This is a genomic window from Sphingopyxis sp. (genome assembly GCF_035250425.1).
Taxonomy (GTDB): Bacteria; Pseudomonadota; Alphaproteobacteria; order Sphingomonadales; family Sphingomonadaceae; genus Sphingopyxis.
Map to the genome: position 1 here is coordinate 54,451 of NZ_DATFFD010000170.1, position 20,815 is coordinate 75,265.

The window sequence follows — 20,815 nt, forward strand, 5'->3', positions numbered from 1 at the left end:
AACCCGTCCTCGAAGCGGCGCCCAGCGTGCTCTTCCGAACGACTTTTCCTTTTCACGGCAGCGGGAGGCATCCATGCCCGGTTCGACGCGACGTATCTTTCTCTCCGGCCTTGTCCTCACCGGCACCGCTTTTTCCGGCAATCTTATGGCCGCCACGCTTCGCAACCTGCGCGAAGACCCTGTTTTCGTCGTGCCGCCGTTCCAGCTTGGCGTCGCCTCGGGCGATCCCGCGGCTGACGGCTTCGTGATCTGGACACGCCTGGCGCCGGAGCCCCTGCGATCGGGTGGCGGGATGCCGATGGTCCCGATCCTCGTGAAATGGGAAGTCGCCGCTGACGAAGGCTTCCGCACGATCGTCGCGAAAGGCGATGCGATCGCCCATCCCGAACTCGCTCATTCGGTTCATGTCGAGGTGGCGGGGCTGCAGCCCGATCGCCCCTATTGGTATCGTTTCCAGTGCGGGAAGGAACGGAGCCTTGCGGGCCGCAGCCTCACCTTGCCGCTCCCCGGCGCACGCAAGGATCGCGTCCGCTTCGCGGTGGCCGGCTGCCAGCATTATGAGGAGGGGCATTATACTGCCTGGCGCAAAATCGCCGAGGAGCCGGTCGACTTTGTGTTCCACTACGGCGACTATATCTACGAAGGGCGCGCCACCGGACCCGGTCCGCGCCTGATGAACGGCCGCATCTTCTCGCCGCTGCGCCAGCACGTGGGCGACGAGATCTATTCGATCGACGATTATCGGCGGCGCTATGCGCTCTACAAATCGGATGCGGATCTACAGGCCGCCCATGCGGCGGCCCCGTGGTTCGTCAGCTTCGACGACCATGAGGTCGATAATAATTGGGCGAGCGATATCGATCAGGATGGGACGCCCGCCGAGATATTCCGCTATCGCCGGGCGGCCGCGATGCAGGCCTATTACGAGCATATGCCGCTGCGTCGATCGTCCATGCCGATGGACGGGCATATGCAGATGTACCGGCGCGCGGCCTTCGGCGATCTGATGGATGCCTATTTCCTCGACACCCGCCAGTATCGCAGCGATCAGGCGCAGGGAGACATTGACGCGCCGATCAATGCCGAGGTGCTATCGCCCCATCGCACGCTCATGGGCGATCGGCAGGAGGCGTGGCTGTTCGGCGGCCTCGCGCGCGGAACGGCGCGCTGGCAGCTCATCGCGCAGCAGGTGATGCTGATGCAATTGGCGCAGCATCGCGAAGGCTTGGCCGCGCCACATTATTCTATGGATCAATGGTCGGGTTATCTGGCCAGCCGGGGCCGACTGCTCGATCACATCGCCGACCGGCGGCTGACCAATGTGTTGACCGTGAGCGGCGACGCGCATCGCCATTTTGCCGGCGATGTGCTGCGCAATGGCGGCGAGGGCCCGGCCGTTACCAGCGAATATCTGGCCACCTCCATCACATCGGGAGCGGATGGGACCGGCGATGGCGATGCCTATCACCAGTCCGTCAGCGGCAATGCCTGCCTCAAGGCGATGACCGATCGGCGCGGCTACCTCCTGTGCGACGTCAATAGGGATAGCTGGCGCGGAGACCTGAAGATCCTGGACAGCGTCATGCGACCGGATGGGCAGCTTTCGACATTTGCCAGCTTTGTCAGCGAGCGTGGGCGCCCCGGCCTGCAGCGAGTTTAAAGCGATTACCATGGCGATAACCTCGCAGATGATCCCGACCGCGGAACATATCCTTTTCCGGTCCGGCGGACGCTATTGGTTCGATATTCTGGAGCAAGGAAAATCGGCCGAACCCTGAGCGAATGCCATCTGGCAATGTCTGCCATCGCGTCATCGGTGCTGAGAGCAGACCGTCCGCAATCGTTGAGAGTTTCGGACGCCGCCAGGCGTCGGAAAGTCTTCGGTGCCCGAACCGCGGTGGTCATGGGCTGAGCTATGGGGAAAGCTGTTTTGCGCGGATGCTGGGGTAGCCAGATGCTGCCCAAAAGCGGACGTGCCCGATAGCGGACCGTCTGGATATGGGTTGTAAAAGCGGACGTGCAAAAGCGGACGGGCCGATTTTGGTGGTGTGACGTCTGCTATTGGGCGCCGCCGGCGCGAGCGGGTTCGGTTCCAGGCGCCGGTCTGCCCTGGATCGTGTCGTTGCCATGCCGGTCCGGGTCACGGCGCAGGTGTCCCGGATGAGACCGCCGACGGCGGCGGCGCGCGGGGCTGGTAGCGGCGCTCGAAGACCTCGATGATGATCATGGTGCCGCCGCAGCCCGGGCAGGTTGGCCCGGGCCCTGCATCGTCGACCGGCTCGTCGGTCGGTGGAGGTGCGACATCGAGCAGGCGGCGGGCGCGTTCGAGATGGTCCTTGCGCCTGGCGGAGGCGAGGAGGCCATAGTGGCGGATGCGGTGAAATCCGCGCGGCAGGGCGTGGAGGAGGAAGCGGCGGATGAACTCGTCGGCGGCGAGGGTCATGACCTGCTGCCGTCCGGCACCGGCCTTGCGGTAGTCCTTGTAGCGGAAGGTGACCCCGGCCTCGTCGAACCGGAGGCGGCGGCTGTTCGATATGGCGACCCGGTGGGTGTAGCGGGCGAGGTAAGCGAGCACCGCTTCGGGGCCCGCGAATGGAGGCTTGGCATAGACCACCCAGCGCTTCTTCCTGACGGGTGACAGGTGCCGCAGGAAAGCGCGTCGTTCGGCGAGATGCGTGAGGCTGCCAAAGAAAGCGAGCTTGCCGGCGCCGTGCAGCGCGCGCAGCCGGGTGAGGAACAAGCGTCGGAACAGGGCACCAAGGACGCGGACCGGCAAGAGGAATGCGGGGCGCGCCGATATCCAGCGTGTTCCATCGCGCGAGATGCCGCCGCCGGGCACGATCATGTGGATATGCGGATGATGGGTGAGCGCCGAGCCCCAGGTGTGGAGAACGGCGGTAATGCCGATCCGGGCGCCGAGGTGCTTGGGATCAGCGGCGATGGTCACCATCGTATCGACCGCGGCCTTGAACAGCAGATCGTAGACGAGTGCCTTGTTGTAATAGGCGATCGCGGCGACCTCGGCAGGGAGGGTGAACACGACGTGGAAGTAGCCGACCGGGAGGAGGTCGCGCAAAACATGCGCGGACGAGGTTAACGAAATCTTGCCAAATGCCGCCATATGCGACCAACGGTTGGCCGCGAGAACATCAGCGGCCGACATCTCCGATCAGCGAAAATGGCGCCCAAGCGCTCGGATGCGACCAGCTCTTGAGATAGGGATCGTCACGCGTGTCGTTGCGGATTTCTCGCTCGGCCCGCTGGAGTGCTTCGGCGCGTGACAATTTTGGATCTGCGCGCAAAATCTCGAACAGTCGAACGGTGAGCACGGCCGCGACGTCGTCGCGGACGGGCCAGTGCGAGGCGAGCAGGCTTTCCGATCCCGCGAAGAAGAAGGCGCGAGCGAGCCCCGAAAGGCCGGGCGCTCCGGCCCGGCCGTCGCCCGCCGCCGTGTTGCACGCGGACAGGATGACCCACCCTGCGCCGATCCGGAGCGCCGCCACCTCGCTCGCGGTCAGCAAGCCATCATCTGCAGGGCTGGCGGCTGCGGGCGGTGTGAAGACGAGTCCCGGCTCGCCAATGTCGCCGACCTCGCCGGCGACGAGTCCGTGCGTCGCGAGGAACAAGACCGACGAGGACGCGAGGTCGGCCGCCTTCAAATTCGCTTCGGTTGCTGCGCCTGCCAGGAATAGCTTTGTATTCCCGGAGCCGACGAGCGCCTCCATGGCTTTCAGTTCCTTTGCGGTACCGGGAAGCCGGGCCAGGCGGCGCAGAGCTGCGGGATCGGCGAGCGGCGTCTCGCCGCTCGACGCGCGCCACATGCTGCTGGCAAGCGGCATGCCGCCGCCGCGCGCCATCCGGTTCCTGCCTTCAACGCCGCGTGTCGCGGCATTGCCCTCGAGCAGGGGGTCGCCAAAGCCGAGCATGCTGCTTCCTGGCGGGCCGTTACGGCCTGCAACCGCCCGTATGAGCTGAAGCGACTGGAGCGACGGCAGCTGTACGATCGCCGCCTGGTCGGCGAACCAGGATGTTGCGCGCAGTGTTGCGGGGTCGCCGTCGATGCCGGTCGGCTTCTCGGTAACAAGGATGCCGAGGGGCAGCGAGGAGATCGAGCCCGTTGCAGCAGTGAACAGATGCCGCTTGCCGGCAAGCGCCGGGCTCACAGGCGCGATCAATTCTTCATAGAGGCGGAAGGCCGTGTCGCGATCGAAGGGGAAATCGCCTTCGCCCTCGGCAGACCAGCGCTCATCTTCGTCGGGCGTCACATCGATGTTCGCGCCGACATCCCAAAGCATGCGGCGGACATGTCCGGTCAGCTCCGCCTCGGTCATGGTGGAGCGATGCCACTCGATGCCCTCGCGCGTCACGACGAGGCTGTGCGTTCCGCGCGCGGTCGGCACGATCATCAAAAAGGCCTCGTCGTGCGTGAGCAGGACCTTGGCCGATGGCTCGTCCAGGAGCGCCGGCTTTACCAGTTCGAAATAGCCCGGCGTTGCTGCCGTCAGCCGGGCATCTATGGCCTCCAGCGCGGCATTGGTCGTACCGATTTCCTGCCACAGCGCCTGATCGGCGTCGCTGCCTGCCTTTACGCCTTCGCTTCGGGCGAAGAGCGCGCCGAGTTCGGCCGCCTTGGCATCGCGTTCGGCGGCAAGACCTGCGGCTCCCGATGCCGTCGCCGCTTGGGTCGCTGCCGATCGCGCCAGTGCGCGCGAGGTCCGGCCTGCCATGATGTCCTGAAGAACAAGAAGGGCGTCGGCCTTGCCCGCCGGGCTTCTCTGGCCCGCTTCCCAAAGCACGTCGGCGTAGAGACGCGACCATTCCGCGAACGTCTCCTCACCGGTGTGGCTGGAAGGATTCCTCTCGGCGAGTTCGACCATTTGCTCGTCGAGCACACCAACCCCGAAGCCGCGCCGATAGGCAAGGGAAGAGGCTGCGGCGATACGCGCCGATGCCAGCGCCGATGCCGCATCGCCGCTATCGAGTGCGAGTTTCGCATGCGCGGCCGCGGCCATGCCAAGCGCTTTCCCCTCCACCGTGCGGCCGCGCGGCACCGTGCGTTCGGCCGCGTCGGTCAGGGTGTTGCCACGGTTCCATGCTCCAAGCACGTCGGCCAATGTCTTCGCGGCCTCATCTTTTCGCCCGTCCTCGGCCAGCGAGTGGGCGAGCGCGCGCACCGCATAGAGCGTGTCGCTCGAGCGATCGCCCTGGATCTTGCGGCGTATCACAAGCGCGCGAGCCCGAAGCGCCGCATCTTCCGCCCAGCGCTTCTCCGAATAATATTCGAAAGCGAGAAGCTGGAGGGCGTCGGCATGCGCGACGCTCTCTTCGCCGTGATATTGGCCAATGATCGCGGCGCGTTCGGTGAGCAGCGCTATCCGTGCGGCCTTGTCCTCATAGGAGAGCGCGTTTTGGCGGCGCCTGATGTCCGCCATGCGCTTATCGAAATCGGCTTTGCGCGTCTCATCCTGCGTTTGGGTCGGTTGCGCTTGGACGGGAGTTGCCAGACTGAGCACACAGGCGATCGCCGCAAGCCGTCCGAATAATCTCCACATCGCTTTCTGCCCCCGCTGATGTGCAATCAGCTAGCCCCTGATCATCGGGGCGGCAATGCGGCGTCAGCCGATTTGGCGTTTCCATCCAATCGCATCCTGGACCTTGGCCCTAACAGCGTCGCGCGACCCAGGAGAGCTCGACCTCGCAAGAGGGCGAATTCTTCATCTGGCGCCTGCTCGGTCCAACCTGAGCGGGCGCCGTTTTTTTTCGGGCGTCTGCAATTTCCACCGTCTTCTGCTTTTGCATACTTAAGCCGATGACTACCGGTCCGCATCTACGAGGTTTGATGGTTCGGATGATCTCGCTTTGCGGTTGACCGCGCCTCAAGCCCACGCAATTCATTGAAGAGAAATCGTTGGGTGGAGGTATCATGAAAATCTGCTTTGCAATCGCCGCTGCAGTGTTGGCGGGAGTTTCGGGCATTTCCATTGCGACGCCGCTGTATGCTGCGGCCGAGACGAGTTCGCCTGTCGCGACCGTCCAGTTCGCGGATGATTCAGATGCGGTGGACGCGAAAGCTGCCAAAATTCTCGATGAGTTTGCCGAGCGCCATCGCACCGGCAAATCGCAAATTATCGTGAAGGCCTATGCAGACCGAAGCGAGGGTGCTGAACATGGACCTGAATATGGTAGAGGTCTTTCGCATCGTCGCGCTTCAGAAGTTCGCAGCTATTTATTTACCCGCGGCATCGACGTGGGGAGAACGGAAATTCAGGCGTTTGGAACGGATAAACCGAAGGGGACTGTGAGTTCGGCGAACCGCCGCGCCGAAATCTATGTCATCCCGTAGGAGCTCAGCCTGAGGTCTTGGATGGTAGCGTGGCCGGAGGGTTGAAGCAGGCGCCGTCAATTGAGGTCGGGACCTCGGCACTCATTGAATATCATCGTCAGAGCTTCAGCCGCTTGCCTTCGTTCGTCATCTGGCAGGTGAGGATTTAGTACGAGATACTCCGGCTCCTTCGGACCGAGGAACTGGAGCCGTCCCTCTCGGTCATATTCTGCCGACTTATAGTTTCCCATGGAGATCATCCCGCCTTCTCCTTGCTTTCCAGACCAATAGAGCATGCACGGGCCTCGCCAATAGTGCACCCGAAACGAGCGGCTGGCGGCCGTGTGATATTCGGTGTCGACATAGGATATGAAGGCACCCTGCTCGCCGAGGGTGGTAATCGTATCCCTCGCTTCCCAACCCCGCTCACTGGCATTGGCCGCATCGCCGCTGAACGCCAAGGCGAGGGTCAGCGAAACGAGGGCATGGCTCGATCGAAACAGCATAAACACTCTCCCTCCGGCAGGGCAGTTATCGATCCGTAGCGATCAACATAACATGAATGTGTCGGGCTCTTGCTGGACTGTGGGTGCCGGCTCACGCGGAAGGCCAACGTCCGCTTCAACGATTTTACGCTGGAAAGCGGATGAGGTGGATGGCTCCCGCTCACGGCATCTAGGTGCCAAGATGGGTTGCTGTCATGCAAACCCGAGCAGAGGAGCCATCCGCCATGGAGATTACCACGATCGGCCTCGACCTGGCCAAGAATGTTTTTCAGGTTCACGCAGTTGATGCAGCTGGGGATGTCGTTGTGCGAAAGACGCTTCGCCGTGCTCAGCTTCTGCCCTTCTTCGCGAAGTCGGGGCCGTGTCTTGTTGGCATTGAGGCCTGCGGCACGTCGCACCATTGGGCGCGCGAGCTGACCGCACTCGGGCATGAGGTGCGGCTGATGCCGCCTGCCTACGTCAAGCCCTATGTGAAGCGCGGGAAGAACGATGCTGTCGATGCGGAAGCGATCTGTGAAGCGGTCACGCGGCCGACGATGCGCTATGTCGCGGTGAAGTCGCGCGAGCAGCAGGCAGCGCTGACGCTGCATCGTAGTCGCAGTCTGCTCGTTGGGCAGCGAACGCAGCTGATCAACATGATCCGAAGTCTGCTCGCCGAGTTTGGGATCGTAATCCCGGAAGGGCGGGATCGAGCGCTGATCATGGCACGACAGATCGTCGACAGCGAGCGCACCCCGGAGGTGCCTGACGATGCAGCAATGATCGTCGGGATGCTCTCGCAGCAAGCGCTGGACATCCATGCGCGACTTCACGCGATCGAACTTCGTCTGGCAGCACTTCAGCGTAGCGACGAGGTCGCGCTGCGGTTGTCGACCATCCCTGGCATCGGCCCGGTCGGCGCAACGGCCTTGGCGGCATCGGTCAGCGATCCTCACCAGTTCCGTTCTGGCCGGCAGTTCGCAGCCTGGCTCGGGCTCACGCCGCTGCAAAAGTCGAGCGGCGGGAAGGAACGGCTAGGGCGGATCAGCAAGATGGGGTACAAATATCTGCGCCGGCTGCTGGTCATAGGCGCGACCTCATTGGTCCGCCGCGCGAAATACAAGCCCGACACGGCAGATCCGCGGCTCGTTGCCTTGCTTGCTCGGAAGCCCGCGAGGGTCGCGACGGTCGCCATGGCGAACAAAATGGCCCGGATCGCCTGGGCGCTCATGACGCGGGGGCAGGTCTATCAAGCCCATCACGCCCCGTTACTGGCAGGATAATAGAAGGAGCTTGGCTGAGGAGATCAGCCTTACGATGTTGTAAGCGCGATGCGATGTGATGGCGATACCGGTCAGACCGGGAGCTGGGACAACCCACGGACAGTCAAAGGCGTCATAGCCTGAAAAGCCGATCGGGACCCGGTTCGCGGACTCCATCAGGGCCAGCAGTCCCTACCGACTGCATCAACAGGCCGGACAGACGACTGCAACCGACCAAAACGCCGATCATCAATTTATGCTTGCAACGCGGGAGCCATCCACAGACGACTGTCTCCAGTCGGCCACGAGCGGCTACGCCGCCGTTTTCCCTAGATGCATGCTCTTATGTTGTGCGAAGTCGATCCCGCACCGTCTCGGCCTGCGCCATGATATTCTCCACCAGCTCAGCGCAGGTCGGGATGTCGTGGATCAGCGCCTGGCTCTGGCCGCTGGTCCATAGGCCGCCGTCGACGTCGCCGTCGCGCAGCACATTCTCGCGCCCGCGCACGCCGGCCATCAGGTGACGGACATCGTCGAAGGTCTTGGTCGGGTCGCGCTGGATCTCCGCGACCTCGACCGACACGGCATTCTTTGCGACGCGCGCGGTGTTACGCAAGGTCCGGCCGACCAGAACCGTATCGAGCTCGGTGGCGTCGACGATGCGCTGCTTCACATTCTGGTGGATCACTGCCTCGACGGTCGCGCAGAAGCGCGTGCCCATGTTCACCGCGTCGGCGCCGAGCGCGAGCGCGGCGACGAGGCTGCGCCCGTCGGCCATGCCGCCCGAGGCGATGATCGGGGTATCGGGCAGGGCATCGACCGTCGCAGGCAGCAGCACGACGAGCCCGACGTCGTCCTCGCCCGGGTGACCCGCGCATTCGAAGCCGTCGATGCTGATCATGTCGACGCCCTTGTTCACGCCGACACCGAATGGCGGACCGAGGTGCATTTGTGGATGACGGTGACGCCCGCTTCCTTGAAACGCGGCAGATGGTCGGTCGGCGCGCGGCCCGCGGTTTCGACGATCCGCACCCCGCTGGCGATGATCGCCTCGCGATATTCGTCATAGGGAATGGGGTTGATCGACGGCAGCAGCGTCAGGTTCACGCCGAAGGGCTTGTCGGTCAGCTTGCGCGTCGCCTCGATCTCGTCGAACAGCGCCTGTCCGGTCGGATACATGTGCGCGGTGATGAAGCCCAGCGCCCCGGCATTGGCGACTGCCGCGACCAGCGGGCCGTAGCCCACGCCCGTCATCCCGCCCATCAGGATCGGGGTTTCGATGCCGAACTTCTCGGTAATGCGCGTCTTGATGCCCATATCGGCGGTCGTCCCTTGCTTTGAATGTCTGAAGATGATGGATAATGATCGCGTCGCCGCATCTATCCGGCGTTGACTGGCCTCGGCCCCATGAGCGACAACAGATAGGCGCCCCCAATCTGCCCGCCGCGCGGCGGCAGCATATCGAACTGCCGCATCATTTCGGCGATCTCATATTGCGCCATATAATCGGACAGAAGGCCATCGCGAAAACCAAGGAAGATGTCGCAGCCATAGGTGGTGGCTTTGCTGTGCTTGCCCGAGGCGGCGGGTGCGGAGGCCGTTTGTTCGAACAGATAGAGCGCGCGTCCCGCGTCGGTAGCACTGAAAAGCTGGACTTCACGAAAATGCACGTCGGGCATGACTGCCCAGATCTTGTCGACATAGGCGCGCATCGCGGTATGGCCGTGAATGATCTCGGGCCAGAATATCGTGTCGTTCCAACGGATGCGGGGGTGGATCAGCGCCATGACCTGTTCGGTGTCGTGCGAATTCCATGCGGCTTCCCAGCGCTTGCCGAAGTCGCGGACGAATTCGGCGGTGACAATGTCGGCGACAGGTAATCCGACATAGGTTTCGTCGGTCGCATCGGTGGCGGCATGTGCAGGCATAGGCTCTTCTCCGTGGCGATCAGGCGGTGATCGGCGCCGGCCGCGGTTGTTTGAACAAGGCGGTGGCGCGGGCGATCTTGCCCGGCGAGCCGACGACCGTTCCGGTCACGAACATCAGGCTGCGCGTCGTGTGCTCAAGCGTCACGCGGCTCTCGATCCAGTCGTCCTGCGGGGCGCCCTGCAGGAAATCGACGCTGAGATTGATCGTCGGGCCGCCCCAGTCGTGCCCGCAAATCTCGATCGCGCAGACGCCAAGCGCAATATCGAGGAAGGTCGAGAGCAGCCCGCCATGGCAGAAGCCGAGGCGATTGCACTGGTGCGGCTGCACCTCGAGCCCAAAGCGGACCGGTTCGGCTACATCGCCAGTGTAGAGCATCTGCATTCCGCCGACATGCGCGCAAAAGGGATCGTCGAAGTTGAGTGGGCCCCAATCACCCGGCGTGCGGTGCCACGTCATGCGGCGAGACCCATCAGGCGCGCGGCGACCGGATCGGCCTGGATATGCATCCCCATGCGGTCGCGCAGCGCCAGCATGGCGGCTGGCGGACGCGCGAAAATCTCGATGAGGGCAATTCGTCCCTCGCGGTCGAGACAGACGATGTCGACTCCCGAGAATTGCTTGCCGTCGATCTCGCCCTCGAATCGCAGGGCATAACGCTCGCCGTTGCACCAGCCGTCGGTGTAGACGAGCCCGCCGAACTCCTGCGCCGCATAGGCTAGAAGGCGGCCGACCAGTTCTTTGCCTGTCCATGACTTGCCATAAGTCGGCGGACGCAGTTCGACATCGTCGCGCAGCCAGACGTCGATATTGGACGCCAGGCCTTCGAATAAATCCTGGAAGGCCGCAACCGACGGAGGACGCTGCCAGAGCATCAGTCGGGCTCGACCAGCTTGCGTGCGACATCCGCAAAGACCATCACGGCTGCGTCGGGGCGATCGGCGTAGAGGCGATCGACATCGGTGCTACGTCGTTCGCGGACAACACGCTGCGCAATATTCCCTTTCACGGTGACCTCGCCGGTTTCGAAAGACGGCGGCTCGTCCAGGATCAGCGCCGCGCCGATCCTGCGCGCTGCCCCGCTTTGCGAGGCGTTGAAAGCGGAGATTGCCCGCTCAATCGCTGCGCGCATTTCGGCGGCGTTTCCGCCCGGCCGGAGCCACAACAGCGTCGAGGGATAGGGGCGGTTAAGCCCACAGATCACGGCTTCCGAAATATGCTCATGGCACGCGGCCAACAGCGAAAGCCGCAATGCCTCGACGGTCACGTAAGTACCGGAATCGAGCTTGAAATCCTCCGATAACCGGCCCGCGAAGACGAGCCCGGCCCGCGGTTCGTCGGGATCGGCGAAGCGGACGGCGTCGCCGGTGTGGAAATATCCCTCCTCATCGAACAGCGATGCCGAGGCTTCGGGTGCGCCGATGTAGCCGCTTTGCGGCATCATCGTCGGTCCCTTGACGCGCATCTCGTACCGCCCGTCGAACGGAACGAGCTTGAGGTCGGTGGCGGGAAGGGGAAGCCCGATCACATCGGTCCCGCCTTCGGTCCAGTATTTGAGCGTTCCGAACAGATATTCGGTCGCGCCGTAGAAGGAGAAGATCGGCACCGCCCGGCCGCGTGCGGCGATCGACAGCGCGATCAGCCGGTCGCGGACATCCTCGGCCAGCACGGCGCCGCCGAAACCGAGGAAGGTGAGGCGCGAGAAGAAATGGCGGTTGAGGGCGGCATCGGCCTCGAGCGCCTGGCACAGCATCGTGTAGCCCAGCGGTACGGTGATGAAATAGGATGGCGCGACGTCGCGCAGATTCGCCAGCGTCCTTGCGAACAGGTCGGGGGTCGGCTTGCCATCGTCGATCCAGACCGTGCCGCCGGCGGCGATCGTGTTGTTGAAGTTGAAATTGCCCGCCATGATGTGGCTGAACGGCATCGCTTCGAGGATCTGCGGCGGATTTTCGCCGAATTCGAGCAGGCCGAGCGCGCGGTTCTGGGCGATGGTGATGTTGAGATTGGCGTGGGGTTGCGGCGTCGCCTTCGGCGAGCCGGTCGATCCCGATGTGTAGATGATCCGCGCGATATGGTCGGGACGGATCGCCTCCATCCGCCCGGTCACGTCGTGGCGTGGCACGGTCGCAATCACCTCTGCCCACGATATGATGTCGAGCCCTTCGACCGTGCCCGACGCCGCGACGATCGTTACCCCGAGCGGAGCGAGCGCGCGCAGCGCCGCGGCATAGCGTGCCGCGTCACTGACGATCACGACGCTGGCGCCCACCACCGACACGCATTGGCGGAGCTGCGCATGATCCCGCGACATCAGCGAATAGGCGACGCTGACGGGTGCGATCGCCGCGCCACTGCGCTGGACGCCGATCGCGGCGATGCCATGTTCGATCGAAGGTTCGGACAGGAAGGAGACGACATCGCCGACGCCGAGCCCCCGGTCGATGAGCCATTGCGCGAGCCCGTCGGCTGCGCGCCGCGCCGCGCCATAGGATATGCTGCGCCAATCGCCGTTTGCGCCGCGCTGGCGCATGAAGATGGCGTCGGGTGCGCGTTCGGCCTGTTCGTCGAAGACATGCGCAAGCGATTGGGGAACGGGACCGAGCGGCAGGCCGGAGCGCAGGACGATGCTGCCGTCGTCGCGGCGGTCGAGCGTCACGCTGGGGGCGGGGGGACTCGCAAACTCCATTCAGGTCATCCTGTACATTGTCCGCGGATCGCCGAGCGCAGCGCCCAGCGAATCCGCTGTCGTCTTGGGCAGATCGAATTCGGAACCGAACGGTGCCGCTGTCGCCCGGTCGCCCGCCGATCGCTGCCAGCGCATCTGCGCGCCCCAGCCGCCGCCGCATTCGACGATCTCGCCGGTCCGCGTCGACCGGGAGTCGAGCAGCGCGAGCAGGAAGGGCGAAATCTGTTCGGGAAGCAAGCCATGCTTCATGCGATCCGAAAAGACCCCGTCGGTCATTTCGGTCCGCGCCATCGGGGCGATGGCGTTGGCGCGGATGCCGAGCCGCTCCCCCTCGATCGCCAGCGTCTTCATCAGGCCGATAATGCCGCCCTTGGCCGCGGCATAATTGGCCTGGCCGAAGGCGCCGTGCATGCCCGCGCCCGAGGTCGTGAGGATGATCGAGCCGCGTCCCCGCGCCGCCATCGGTTCCCACACCGCCTTGGCGCAGGCGAAGCTGCCGCCGAGATGGACGTCGATCACCTCCGACCATTCCCCGGCCGTCATCTTCGCGAAACTGCGGTCGCGGACGATCCCGGCGTTGACCACGAGCCCGTCGATCGCGCCAAATTCGGCGAGCGCCGCATCGACGAAAGGCGCGGGGTCGCGGATGTCGCACCGGACCGCGATCGCGCTGCCGCCCGTCTGCCGGATCGTTTCGGCGACGGTCGCGACGTCGTCGCCGCGCCCGGTCAGGACAAGCCGGGCGCCGGCGCGGGCGAGGTCGGCGGCATATTGCCGCCCGAGCCCGCGGCTTGCGCCGACGACCGCGACGACCGACCCCGAAAGGTCGACGGAGGGGAGGGGAGGAAGGCCCGTCATCGATCGCCTGTCAGCGCGTCCCCGAGCCGACCCTGGCGCGAGCGGCCAGCATGCGGTCCGAAATCTCCGGATTCCAGTGGACGTCGCGATACTGGACATGGCCGTAGACATAGGCGGCCTGCGGATCCATCGACCAGCTGCGGCGCAGCATCTCGGTCGTGCGCACGACGGTCGGTACGGTGGTCGAGGCGATTTCGGCCGCCATGCCCTGTGCCGCCGCGAGCAATTGGCCTTCGGGTGCGATCTCGTCGATCAGGCCGATGCGCAGCGCCTCCTGCGCGTCGATGCGGCGGCCGGTCAGAACAAGCAGTTTCGCCTGGCTCTGCCCGACGATGCGCTGCAACGGATCGACGAAGGGGGTCAGGCCGAAGCGGATCTGCGGAAAGCCGAATTTGGCGTTGGGGCTGGAAATGCGGATGTCGCAGAAAACCGCGATGTCGCAGCCGCCGCCGAAGGTCGGTCCCGCGACCGCGGCGATCGTCGGCTTGGGATATTCGAGCAGTTCGAGATAGCCATAATAGGTGGCGTCGTACCAGCGGAGCCGCTCTTCCTCGCTTTTCCAGTTCATCGTGTCGAGATCGAGCCCGGCGGAGAAATAGTCTTCGGTTCCGGTGATGACGACCGCCGCGACGCTGTCGTCGCGCCGCCATTGCTGGAGCGTTTCGACGAGATCCTCGAACAATTCGGTGCTGAGCGCGTTCTTTTTGTCGGGGCGGTCGAGGAAGATGGTGGCAACCCCACCCTTTACCTCGCTGCGCATCGTGCCGTGCTTTGCCATAATATTCACTCCTGGGTTTCGGGATTTCGGATCAGAGATTTCGGGCGATGAGCAGTTTCATCACCTCGCTCGCACCGCCGTAGATGCGGTGGATGCGGCTATCGCGGAACATGCGCGCGATCGGATATTCGAGCATGTAGCCATAGCCGCCGAAGAGCTGGAGACAGCCGTCGACGATCTTCGTCAGCTCCTCCGACGCCCAATATTTGGCCATCGAGGCGAGTTCGGCGGTGAGTTCGCCGCGCACCAGCAGGTCGGTGCAATGATCGACGAAGACGCGGCAGACGACCGCCTGCGTCTTGTATTCGGCGAGCTTGAACTGGGTGTTCTGGAAATCGGCGAGCGTCTGGCCGAACATCGGGCGTTCGCGCGTGTAGCGGATCGTCTCGTCGAGCGCGCGTTCGATCATCGCCATCGCCTGCCAGGCGATGATCAGCCGTTCCTGCGGCAGCTTTTCCATGAGTTGCGGCAGCCCGCGGCCCCCGGTGCCGCCGAGCAGCGCGTCGTCGGGCACGAACAGGTCGTCGAAGAAGAGTTCGGACGTGTCCTGTCCCTCCTGACCGACCTTTTCGAGGTTGCGCCCGCGCCGGAACCCGTCGGGGTCGCCGCGCGCATCGACGATGAACAGCGAGATCGACCGGCTGCCGCCGGCAGGGTCGGTCTTGGCCGCGACAAGGATGACGTCGGCGATCTGGCCGTTCGAGGTGAAGGTCTTTTGCCCGCTGAGGCGCCAGCCGCCGTCGCACTTGCGCGCGGTCATCTTCATGCCCTGAAGATCCGATCCGGCAGCGGGTTCGGTCATCGCGATCGCGGTCAGGCATTCGCCCGAACAGAATTTCGGGAGCCAGTGAAGTTTCTGCGCTTCGGTCCCGAAGCTGGAGAAATAGGGGAGGATCACCGCATTATGCAGGCTGATCGTCAGCGCGTCGGCGCCGCGATGCCCGATCGCCTTGGTGATGATCGCCTCGAACCGGAAATCGGCGCCCGCGCCGCCATAGGCCTCGTCGACCGAAATGCCGAGCAGGCCGGCCTCGGCCGCGGCGGTCCATGTGGCGCGGTCGACGCATTTGTCGGCGCGCCAGCGGTCGATCGCTTCGGGCGCGGCGTGCGCGGCGAGGAATCCGTCGACCGAGCGCGCGAACTGTTCGCACTCTTCGGCCGCAAATATTTCGGAGGCGACGACGTCGAGGGTCATGGCTTTCCGGCGCGTTCGATTGCAACCGGGTCACCGGACTTCAGCCGGTTGAAGCCGCGCGCGATGCGCTCGCGGAAGATGCCGCGCTGGAGCAGGTCGTGCGTGACCGTCAGCTCATATTGCAGTGCGCCGAGATGATCCATGTTCGATGCGCGCAGCGCGACGCCCTTGAAGATTTTTGCGAGTTCGGGCCCCATTTCGGCGATTTGTTTTGCGAGGGTCAGCGACCGGGAGCGGAGTTCGCCGACCGCGGTCACTTCGCTGACGAGGCCGATCCGCAGCGCCTCCTGCGCGTCGATCGGGTCACCGGTGTAATAGAGGCGGCGGGCGTGCTGTTTGCCGACGCGCGACATGATGCCGTGATAGAAGCCGTTCATCGCATATTTGACCTGCGTCGATCCGAAGAGGGCGTTTTCGGATGCGACGGTGATGTCGCACATGTTGGCGACGTCCATCCCGTAACCGGGCGCGACGCCCGCGACCGCCGCGACCGACGGTTTGCCGAAATCGTAGATCGCCTTCATCAGCGCGAGCGCGAGGTCGTTGAAGCGGCGGCGGTCGTCGTCGTCCGCCGTGTTGAGGATGTCGACGCGCCAGCCGGCGCAGAAATACTCCTCGTTGCCGATGAACAGCACGCACGACACCGCGTCATCGTCTTCCCAGGCGCGCAGCGCGGCGATGATGTCCTCGTGCAATTCCCAGCCGAGCGCATTGCGCACTTCGGGATGGTTGAGCTGGAGGATGCCGACGCCGTCCTCGACGCTGGTGTTCAGATAACGGAAGTCGGCCATCGCATATCCTCTTATTACCTACTGGTCGGTAACATTGTCATATGCGCGACGATAGGGGCTGTCAACTCGCGGCGGAAAAGGCCGCGAGGCGTGCGGTGTGGCGATGTTTTGGATCAGGTCAGGGCTGGCCGATGCCGTCGAGAATCATCGCGACGAACTGGTCGGATACTGCGCGCGGCGCGATCTGCAGTGCCCCCGACTGCCAGTGGGTCATCCAGTTGACCATGCCGAAGATGCCGAAGGAAATGATGCGCGCATCGTCGAAGGCGAGCGATCCGTCCTTTCGCCCGACCTCCAGCCGGTCGAGCAGGTCGCGGTTCAGCATCCGCTTGTAGTTGCGCGACTTGGCCTTGCCCGCATCGCTCATCACGCGTTCGTCGGCGACGATCATCGACAGGACATTGTCCTGCAGCAGGTCGACATAGCATTCGACGAAGATGCGGACGCGTTCGCGGCCGGGCAGGCGGACATCGTCGCGATCGGCTATTTTCTGCTGGAACAGGATATAGCCGCGCGCGATGCATTCGAGCAGGATCTCCTCCTTGCTCGCAAAATGATAATAGAGGCTCGGCTTGGTGATCGACAGGCCCGCGGCGATATCGTCGAGGCTGGTGCGGTCGTAGCCGCGTTCGCGGAACATCGTCGAGGCGATCCCCATGATCAGCTCCTTGTTGACGCTGCCGCGCTTGCGCCCCGGCTTCGCTGCCGCGGCCGAACCGGCCCGTGCCTGGGCGGGCGATGCCGGCGCCCGTGTCTTCCTCGATGCTTCCGCCATTGCCTTCACCATGCGCCGGGCACCGCTCCTTGCGGCGCTTCCGGCTGCCCCTGACCGCGAGGCATAGGTCCGTCGCGACCCGCTGGTCAATAGGCGCGGCTGTCATTGTCGATTTGACAATGGCTGAAAGCAATATTACCGACCGGACGGTAACAAAAGATTTGAACGCTCTTTCCGGATCGGAACCGGGCGTTACAGATGGTCATCGGGAGGGAAATTATGGCGCTTTCAAAGATGCGTAGCTCGTCGTCGGTTGCGGCCCTGCTGCTCGCGTTGGTCGCGAATCAGGCGGCGGCGCAGGATGCGGCCCCGGCAGAGGAAGGCGAGGCGGCCGGCACGAACGAGATCATCGTAACCGCGCAGAAGCGCAGTGAGGGCATCAACAGCGTGCCGTTGTCGATCACCGCGGTGTCGGGGGACGATCTGCAGGCGCAGGGCGTGACCGACGTCGCCGGGCTGGCGAAGGTGACCCCCGGCTTCAACGCGATCAACAGCGGGTTCGGCACCCCGGTCTATTTCCTGCGCGGCATCGGCTTCTTCGACAGCAGCCTTGCGGCGAAGCCCACCGTGACCGTCTATACCGACGAAGTGCCGATCCCCTATTCGGTGATGACGGCGGGCGCCTCCTTCGATCTGGAACGCGTCGAGGTGCTGAAGGGGCCGCAGGGCACGCTGTTCGGGTCGAACGCTACCGGCGGCGCGATCAATTATATCGCCGCCAAGCCGACCTGGTCGCCCGAGGCCGGCCTCGCGCTTTCCTATGGCCGCTTCAACCGCTTCAGCGCCGAAGGCTATGCCAGCGGGCCGTTGTCCGACACGCTAGCGGCGCGCATCTCGCTGCGCCACGAGGGCGGCGGCGACTGGCAGAAAAGCTACACCCGCGACGCCAGCCTCGGCCAGCGCGCCTTTACGCAGGGGCGCGTCCAGCTCGCCTTCCGGCCCGTCGACACGGTGCGCCTGAACCTGATGGTCAACGCCTATCAGGACCATGGCGACACGCAGGCGCCGCAGTTCATCGCGCCCTTCCAGCAATCGGCGGGCTTCTTCGACCCGCGGCTGCCGACCTATCCGGTCGCGCCGGAGGATAATCGCGCCGCGGACTGGGGCACCAGCTTCCCGCTGAAGAAGGACAATTGGCAGGTGCAGGCGGCGCTGCGCGGCGAGATCGACCTCAGCGACGACATCACGCTGACCTCGATCTCCGCCTATACGCGCTTCAAGGAAGCCTATGGGCAGGAGTCCGACGGCACGACGCTGCGGCTGACCGACGTCTTCCTTGAGGGCGACATCAAGGCGTTCAGTCAGGAACTGCGGCTGGCGGGGTCGCTGATGGGCAAGGGATCGTGGATCGTCGGCGGCAATTACGAATGGGGCAAGACGCACGAGCTTCTGACCCAGCGGCTCAACGACCAGTCTTCGGCGCATGTGTTCGACCGCTTCGGCTTTCCCTCGATCGAACTGGTGCCGCAGCTCGGCGACACAAAATATCGCAGCATCGCGGCCTTTGCCGACGTCAGCGTGCCGATCGCCGACACGCTGACGCTGATCGGCGGCGTGCGCTATACCGACACGAAGGTCGATTTTTCGGGTTGCACGCTCAACGCGGGCAATGGCACCTATGCGCGCGGTTTCGAGCTGATCTTCGGCCTGCCGTCGGGCACGATTCCGCCCGGCGGGTGCGTCACCTTCAACGACGCCGGCCAGCCTGCGCTGTTCGAGGGCAGCCTGCCCGAAGACAATGTCTCGTGGCGCGGTGTCGTGCAGTGGAAGCCCGCGAACGGCCAGCTTTTCTATGCCAGCGTCAGCCGCGGGTACAAGAGCGGCTCGTTCGCGACGCTCGCGGGCAACCGCTTCTCGCAGTACAAGCCGGTCCGGCAGGAGCAGGTCACCGCCTATGAAATCGGTTTCAAATCGGCGCTGCTCGACCGCGCCGTCCAGCTGAACGGTGCGCTCTTCTATTACGACTATCTCGACAAGCAGCTGAAGGGTCGGACGATCGTGCCGGTCTTCGGCCCGCTCGAGGCGCTGGTCAATGTGCCCAAGTCGCGGATCAAGGGCGCCGAGCTTCAGCTTGTGGTCACCCCGGTCGACGGGCTGCGCGCCAACCTTGGTGCGACCTATATCGACAGCAAGGTGACGCGCTCCTTCTCCAACTATACGGCGTTCGGCGCGGTCACCGACTTCAACGGTTTCCGCTTCCCCTATACGCCGAAATGGCAGCTCAACGCCGATCTGGAATATCGCTGGGATGTCGGCGGGTCGAAGGAAGCCTTCGTCGGCGCGAACTATACGTACCGCAGTTCGACCTATGGCGATTTCAAGCCCGATGCGCGGCTGTTCATCGACGATTATGGCCTGCTCGATCTGCGCGCGGGAATCGGACAGGCCGACGGCAAATGGACCGCGAGCCTGTATGCACAGAATGTGACCAACGAATATTACTGGAATACGGCGGCGCGCCGCGGCGATGCGGTGATCCGCTTCACCGGGATGCCCGTTACGTACGGCCTGAATCTGAGCTTTAAGTTCAGGTAGCGGTTGTTCATAGGCAGCTATGCTCGACAGCCGGCCGGTAGCGGACAGTCCGCAACCGGCCGGACATGCTAGGGTGTCGAGGGTTGTATGCTTGGCTTGGGCTGGTTGCGCGCGGGTATGCCAATGCTGGGGCGATCTCGATATATTTTGCGTCGCGCACTTCGCGTGCCGGCAAGACGCGCACGCTCGTCCATTGGATAGCCGAGATGTCTAAACGCGAACGGCTGGCCGATCGTTTCGCGGGGATCCGATGAGGATCTGGGTAGTCGACGCTTCCCGCCGTGTTTTCATGGCTATGCCGGCGGTAAGGAAAAAGATTCAATTCCTGGCAGCCGACGTCGCGCTATATGGCATCGTCAACTGGACCGCGACGAGGTAGCGTTGCTCGATAAAGAGGGAACTGTCAGCGCGCGCCCGCCGCGGGCGTGCTTCGCGACCTGCATCGCTTCAGCGATTGCTCGGCTGAACGGCAAAATTGATGTTCCGTGACCTCGGACCCGCACTCTGAAGTCCGGAATCGGACTACGCTCCTTGGGGAGCAGGATAGACCATCTTCTTCTTTACCTGCCCGTAGGCGACGCTTGTATCGATTGACGCGACGCCTGGCACGGCATGGAGTTCGGCTCGCACGAATCTTTCATAGTCCTTCAGGCTGGCAACCAGAACCCGCAACAGATAATCTGATCTGCCCCCTTCTGAGTGGTCCAAGATTGATGATATTTTGGACGACGAAGGAGAATATGAATGCCGAGCAAGAAGCATCGCCCGGAAGAGATTCTCGGCAAGCTGCGTGAAGCGGAGGTTGTGCTGGCGCATGGGGCGACGACGGCGGAAGCGTGTGGCCGGATCGGCGTTACGGAGCAGACCTACGATCGGTGGCGCAAGGAATATGGCGGCCTGAAGACCGATCAGGCGCGTCGGATGAAGGATCTGGAGAAAGAGACAATCCGATGCCAACGGAACTTGTTCCGATGCGCGAGGCCTATGAAGCGATGGGGACAATATTCACGGTAGCGCAGGGCGTGCGGACCGCGCGAGCGACACTCGGTTATCGCCCAGCGGAATGGTATGTCCCGGACACCGGTCCGCAAAACGGCATCCTTCTATATTTGCACGGCGGAGGCTATGCCATCGGCTCGATCAACACGCACCGGCATCTGGTCAGCGAGATGGCGCGACAAACAGGCTGCGCGGCCGTG

18 protein-coding genes and 3 pseudogenes are annotated in these 20,815 nt (G+C 63.8%); 7 read left to right on the top strand and 14 right to left on the bottom strand.

Going from position 1 to position 20,815, the window contains the following annotated elements:
• Positions 1 to 145: 145 nt before the first annotated feature.
• Positions 146 to 1,660 carry an alkaline phosphatase D family protein gene (locus VJ811_RS10225; RefSeq protein ID WP_324072168.1) on the top strand — a complete coding sequence of 505 codons (1,515 nt, stop codon included), beginning with the start codon at positions 146 to 148 and terminating at the stop codon, positions 1,658 to 1,660.
• Positions 1,661 to 2,140: 480 nt separating this feature from the next.
• On the opposite strand, the pseudogene VJ811_RS10230 reads toward VJ811_RS10225, so the two are convergent.
• Both VJ811_RS10230 and VJ811_RS10235 read right to left on the bottom strand, forming a co-directional pair.
• Positions 2,141 to 3,070 (bottom strand): annotated as a pseudogene (locus tag VJ811_RS10230) (IS91 family transposase); the annotation flags it as partial.
• Between the two features lie 79 nt (positions 3,071 to 3,149).
• The gene (locus VJ811_RS10235; protein WP_324072169.1) at positions 3,150 to 5,432 is read right to left on the bottom strand and encodes a CHAT domain-containing tetratricopeptide repeat protein; all 2,283 of its coding nucleotides are present in this window, start codon (positions 5,430 to 5,432) and stop codon (positions 3,150 to 3,152) included.
• Between the two features lie 491 nt (positions 5,433 to 5,923).
• Between VJ811_RS10235 and VJ811_RS10240 the strand changes: the two genes are divergently transcribed.
• Complete coding sequence (locus tag VJ811_RS10240; RefSeq protein WP_324072170.1) at positions 5,924 to 6,343, top strand: OmpA family protein; 420 nt, start codon at positions 5,924 to 5,926, stop codon at positions 6,341 to 6,343.
• Between the two features lie 56 nt (positions 6,344 to 6,399).
• On the opposite strand, the gene VJ811_RS10245 is transcribed toward VJ811_RS10240, so the two are convergent.
• Positions 6,400 to 6,828: a hypothetical protein gene (locus VJ811_RS10245; RefSeq protein WP_324072171.1), complete on the bottom strand. Its 429-nt coding sequence runs from the start codon at positions 6,826 to 6,828 to the stop codon at positions 6,400 to 6,402.
• 224 nt (positions 6,829 to 7,052) lie between these two features.
• Here VJ811_RS10245 and VJ811_RS10250 point away from each other — a divergent pair, with 224 nt between their 5' ends.
• Positions 7,053 to 8,090: an IS110 family transposase gene (locus VJ811_RS10250; RefSeq protein ID WP_324072172.1), complete on the top strand. Its 1,038-nt coding sequence runs from the start codon at positions 7,053 to 7,055 to the stop codon at positions 8,088 to 8,090.
• A 322-nt stretch (positions 8,091 to 8,412) separates the two neighbouring features.
• Here the strand turns inward: VJ811_RS10250 and VJ811_RS10255 are convergent.
• From VJ811_RS10255 to VJ811_RS10300, 10 genes and pseudogenes are all read right to left on the bottom strand, one after another.
• A pseudogene (locus VJ811_RS10255) lies at positions 8,413 to 9,386 on the bottom strand (NAD(P)H-dependent flavin oxidoreductase).
• Between the two features lie 62 nt (positions 9,387 to 9,448).
• Positions 9,449 to 9,997 (bottom strand): nuclear transport factor 2 family protein, encoded by a 549-nt coding sequence (locus VJ811_RS10260; RefSeq protein ID WP_324072173.1) that lies wholly within the window; start codon positions 9,995 to 9,997, stop codon positions 9,449 to 9,451.
• Between the two features lie 19 nt (positions 9,998 to 10,016).
• On the bottom strand, positions 10,017 to 10,454 hold the full coding sequence (locus VJ811_RS10265) for a PaaI family thioesterase (protein WP_324072174.1): 438 nt from the start codon (positions 10,452 to 10,454) through the stop codon (positions 10,017 to 10,019).
• A complete protein-coding gene (locus VJ811_RS10270; RefSeq protein WP_324072175.1) occupies positions 10,451 to 10,870 on the bottom strand; it encodes a hypothetical protein in 420 nt (139 codons plus the stop codon). Before VJ811_RS10270 ends, VJ811_RS10265 begins: the two co-directional genes overlap by 4 nt.
• Complete coding sequence (locus tag VJ811_RS10275; protein ID WP_324072176.1) at positions 10,870 to 12,684, bottom strand: AMP-binding protein; 1,815 nt, start codon at positions 12,682 to 12,684, stop codon at positions 10,870 to 10,872. The genes VJ811_RS10270 and VJ811_RS10275 overlap by 1 nt, the downstream gene beginning before the upstream one ends.
• Positions 12,685 to 13,542 carry an SDR family NAD(P)-dependent oxidoreductase gene (locus VJ811_RS10280; protein WP_324072177.1) on the bottom strand — a complete coding sequence of 286 codons (858 nt, stop codon included), beginning with the start codon at positions 13,540 to 13,542 and terminating at the stop codon, positions 12,685 to 12,687. It lies immediately after the preceding gene.
• 10 nt (positions 13,543 to 13,552) lie between these two features.
• Positions 13,553 to 14,320: an enoyl-CoA hydratase/isomerase family protein gene (locus VJ811_RS10285; protein ID WP_324072178.1), complete on the bottom strand. Its 768-nt coding sequence runs from the start codon at positions 14,318 to 14,320 to the stop codon at positions 13,553 to 13,555.
• A 31-nt stretch (positions 14,321 to 14,351) separates the two neighbouring features.
• Entirely contained in the window at positions 14,352 to 15,515 is a 1,164-nt protein-coding gene (locus tag VJ811_RS10290) for an acyl-CoA dehydrogenase family protein (protein ID WP_324072179.1), read from the bottom strand.
• Complete coding sequence (locus VJ811_RS10295) at positions 15,512 to 16,306, bottom strand: enoyl-CoA hydratase/isomerase family protein (RefSeq protein WP_324072180.1); 795 nt, start codon at positions 16,304 to 16,306, stop codon at positions 15,512 to 15,514. Before VJ811_RS10295 ends, VJ811_RS10290 begins: the two co-directional genes overlap by 4 nt.
• Before the next feature lie 118 nt (positions 16,307 to 16,424).
• Positions 16,425 to 16,964, bottom strand: a complete 540-nt coding sequence (locus VJ811_RS10300; protein WP_324072181.1) for a TetR/AcrR family transcriptional regulator — start codon at positions 16,962 to 16,964, stop codon at positions 16,425 to 16,427.
• Between VJ811_RS10300 and VJ811_RS10305 the strand changes: the two genes are divergently transcribed.
• On the top strand, positions 16,963 to 17,148 hold the full coding sequence (locus tag VJ811_RS10305; protein ID WP_324072182.1) for a hypothetical protein: 186 nt from the start codon (positions 16,963 to 16,965) through the stop codon (positions 17,146 to 17,148). The genes VJ811_RS10300 and VJ811_RS10305 overlap by 2 nt on opposite strands.
• 152 nt (positions 17,149 to 17,300) lie before the next feature.
• Positions 17,301 to 19,616, top strand: a complete 2,316-nt coding sequence (locus VJ811_RS10310; RefSeq protein WP_324072183.1) for a TonB-dependent receptor — start codon at positions 17,301 to 17,303, stop codon at positions 19,614 to 19,616.
• A gap of 522 nt (positions 19,617 to 20,138) precedes the next feature.
• On the opposite strand, the gene VJ811_RS10315 is transcribed toward VJ811_RS10310, so the two are convergent.
• Positions 20,139 to 20,432, bottom strand: coding sequence for an Lrp/AsnC ligand binding domain-containing protein (locus VJ811_RS10315; protein ID WP_324072184.1), 294 nt, complete (start codon positions 20,430 to 20,432; stop codon positions 20,139 to 20,141).
• On the opposite strand from VJ811_RS10315, the pseudogene VJ811_RS10320 reads away from it, so the two are divergent.
• Both VJ811_RS10320 and VJ811_RS10325 read left to right on the top strand, forming a co-directional pair.
• Positions 20,361 to 20,576, top strand: a pseudogene (locus VJ811_RS10320) (transposase); the annotation flags it as partial. The gene VJ811_RS10315 and the pseudogene VJ811_RS10320 overlap by 72 nt on opposite strands.
• A gap of 11 nt (positions 20,577 to 20,587) precedes the next feature.
• The coding region (locus VJ811_RS10325; protein WP_324072185.1) for an alpha/beta hydrolase at positions 20,588 to 20,815 on the top strand (228 nt) is incomplete at its 3' end.

What these genes read in the sequence shown, in the direction of transcription:
- VJ811_RS10280 (WP_324072177.1), bottom strand. Translation starts at nt 13,542, where the DNA reads ATGACGGGCCTTCCTCCCCTCCCCTCCGTCGACCTTTCGGGGTCGGTC.
- VJ811_RS10310 (WP_324072183.1), top strand. Translation starts at nt 17,301, where the DNA reads ATGGCGCTTTCAAAGATGCGTAGCTCGTCGTCGGTTGCGGCCCTGCTG.
- VJ811_RS10290 (WP_324072179.1), bottom strand. Translation starts at nt 15,515, where the DNA reads ATGACCCTCGACGTCGTCGCCTCCGAAATATTTGCGGCCGAAGAGTGC.
- VJ811_RS10225 (WP_324072168.1), top strand. Translation starts at nt 146, where the DNA reads ATGGCCGCCACGCTTCGCAACCTGCGCGAAGACCCTGTTTTCGTCGTG.
- VJ811_RS10285 (WP_324072178.1), bottom strand. Translation starts at nt 14,320, where the DNA reads ATGGCAAAGCACGGCACGATGCGCAGCGAGGTAAAGGGTGGGGTTGCC.
- VJ811_RS10305 (WP_324072182.1), top strand. Translation starts at nt 16,963, where the DNA reads ATGATCAGCTCCTTGTTGACGCTGCCGCGCTTGCGCCCCGGCTTCGCT.
- VJ811_RS10275 (WP_324072176.1), bottom strand. Translation starts at nt 12,684, where the DNA reads ATGGAGTTTGCGAGTCCCCCCGCCCCCAGCGTGACGCTCGACCGCCGC.
- VJ811_RS10265 (WP_324072174.1), bottom strand. Translation starts at nt 10,454, where the DNA reads ATGACGTGGCACCGCACGCCGGGTGATTGGGGCCCACTCAACTTCGAC.
- VJ811_RS10295 (WP_324072180.1), bottom strand. Translation starts at nt 16,306, where the DNA reads ATGGCCGACTTCCGTTATCTGAACACCAGCGTCGAGGACGGCGTCGGC.
- VJ811_RS10250 (WP_324072172.1), top strand. Translation starts at nt 7,053, where the DNA reads ATGGAGATTACCACGATCGGCCTCGACCTGGCCAAGAATGTTTTTCAG.
- VJ811_RS10240 (WP_324072170.1), top strand. Translation starts at nt 5,924, where the DNA reads ATGAAAATCTGCTTTGCAATCGCCGCTGCAGTGTTGGCGGGAGTTTCG.
- VJ811_RS10315 (WP_324072184.1), bottom strand. Translation starts at nt 20,432, where the DNA reads ATGCGCCAGCACAACCTCCGCTTCACGCAGCTTGCCGAGAATCTCTTC.
- VJ811_RS10270 (WP_324072175.1), bottom strand. Translation starts at nt 10,870, where the DNA reads ATGCTCTGGCAGCGTCCTCCGTCGGTTGCGGCCTTCCAGGATTTATTC.
- VJ811_RS10235 (WP_324072169.1), bottom strand. Translation starts at nt 5,432, where the DNA reads ATGGCGGACATCAGGCGCCGCCAAAACGCGCTCTCCTATGAGGACAAG.
- VJ811_RS10245 (WP_324072171.1), bottom strand. Translation starts at nt 6,828, where the DNA reads ATGCTGTTTCGATCGAGCCATGCCCTCGTTTCGCTGACCCTCGCCTTG.
- VJ811_RS10300 (WP_324072181.1), bottom strand. Translation starts at nt 16,964, where the DNA reads ATGGGGATCGCCTCGACGATGTTCCGCGAACGCGGCTACGACCGCACC.
- VJ811_RS10260 (WP_324072173.1), bottom strand. Translation starts at nt 9,997, where the DNA reads ATGCCTGCACATGCCGCCACCGATGCGACCGACGAAACCTATGTCGGA.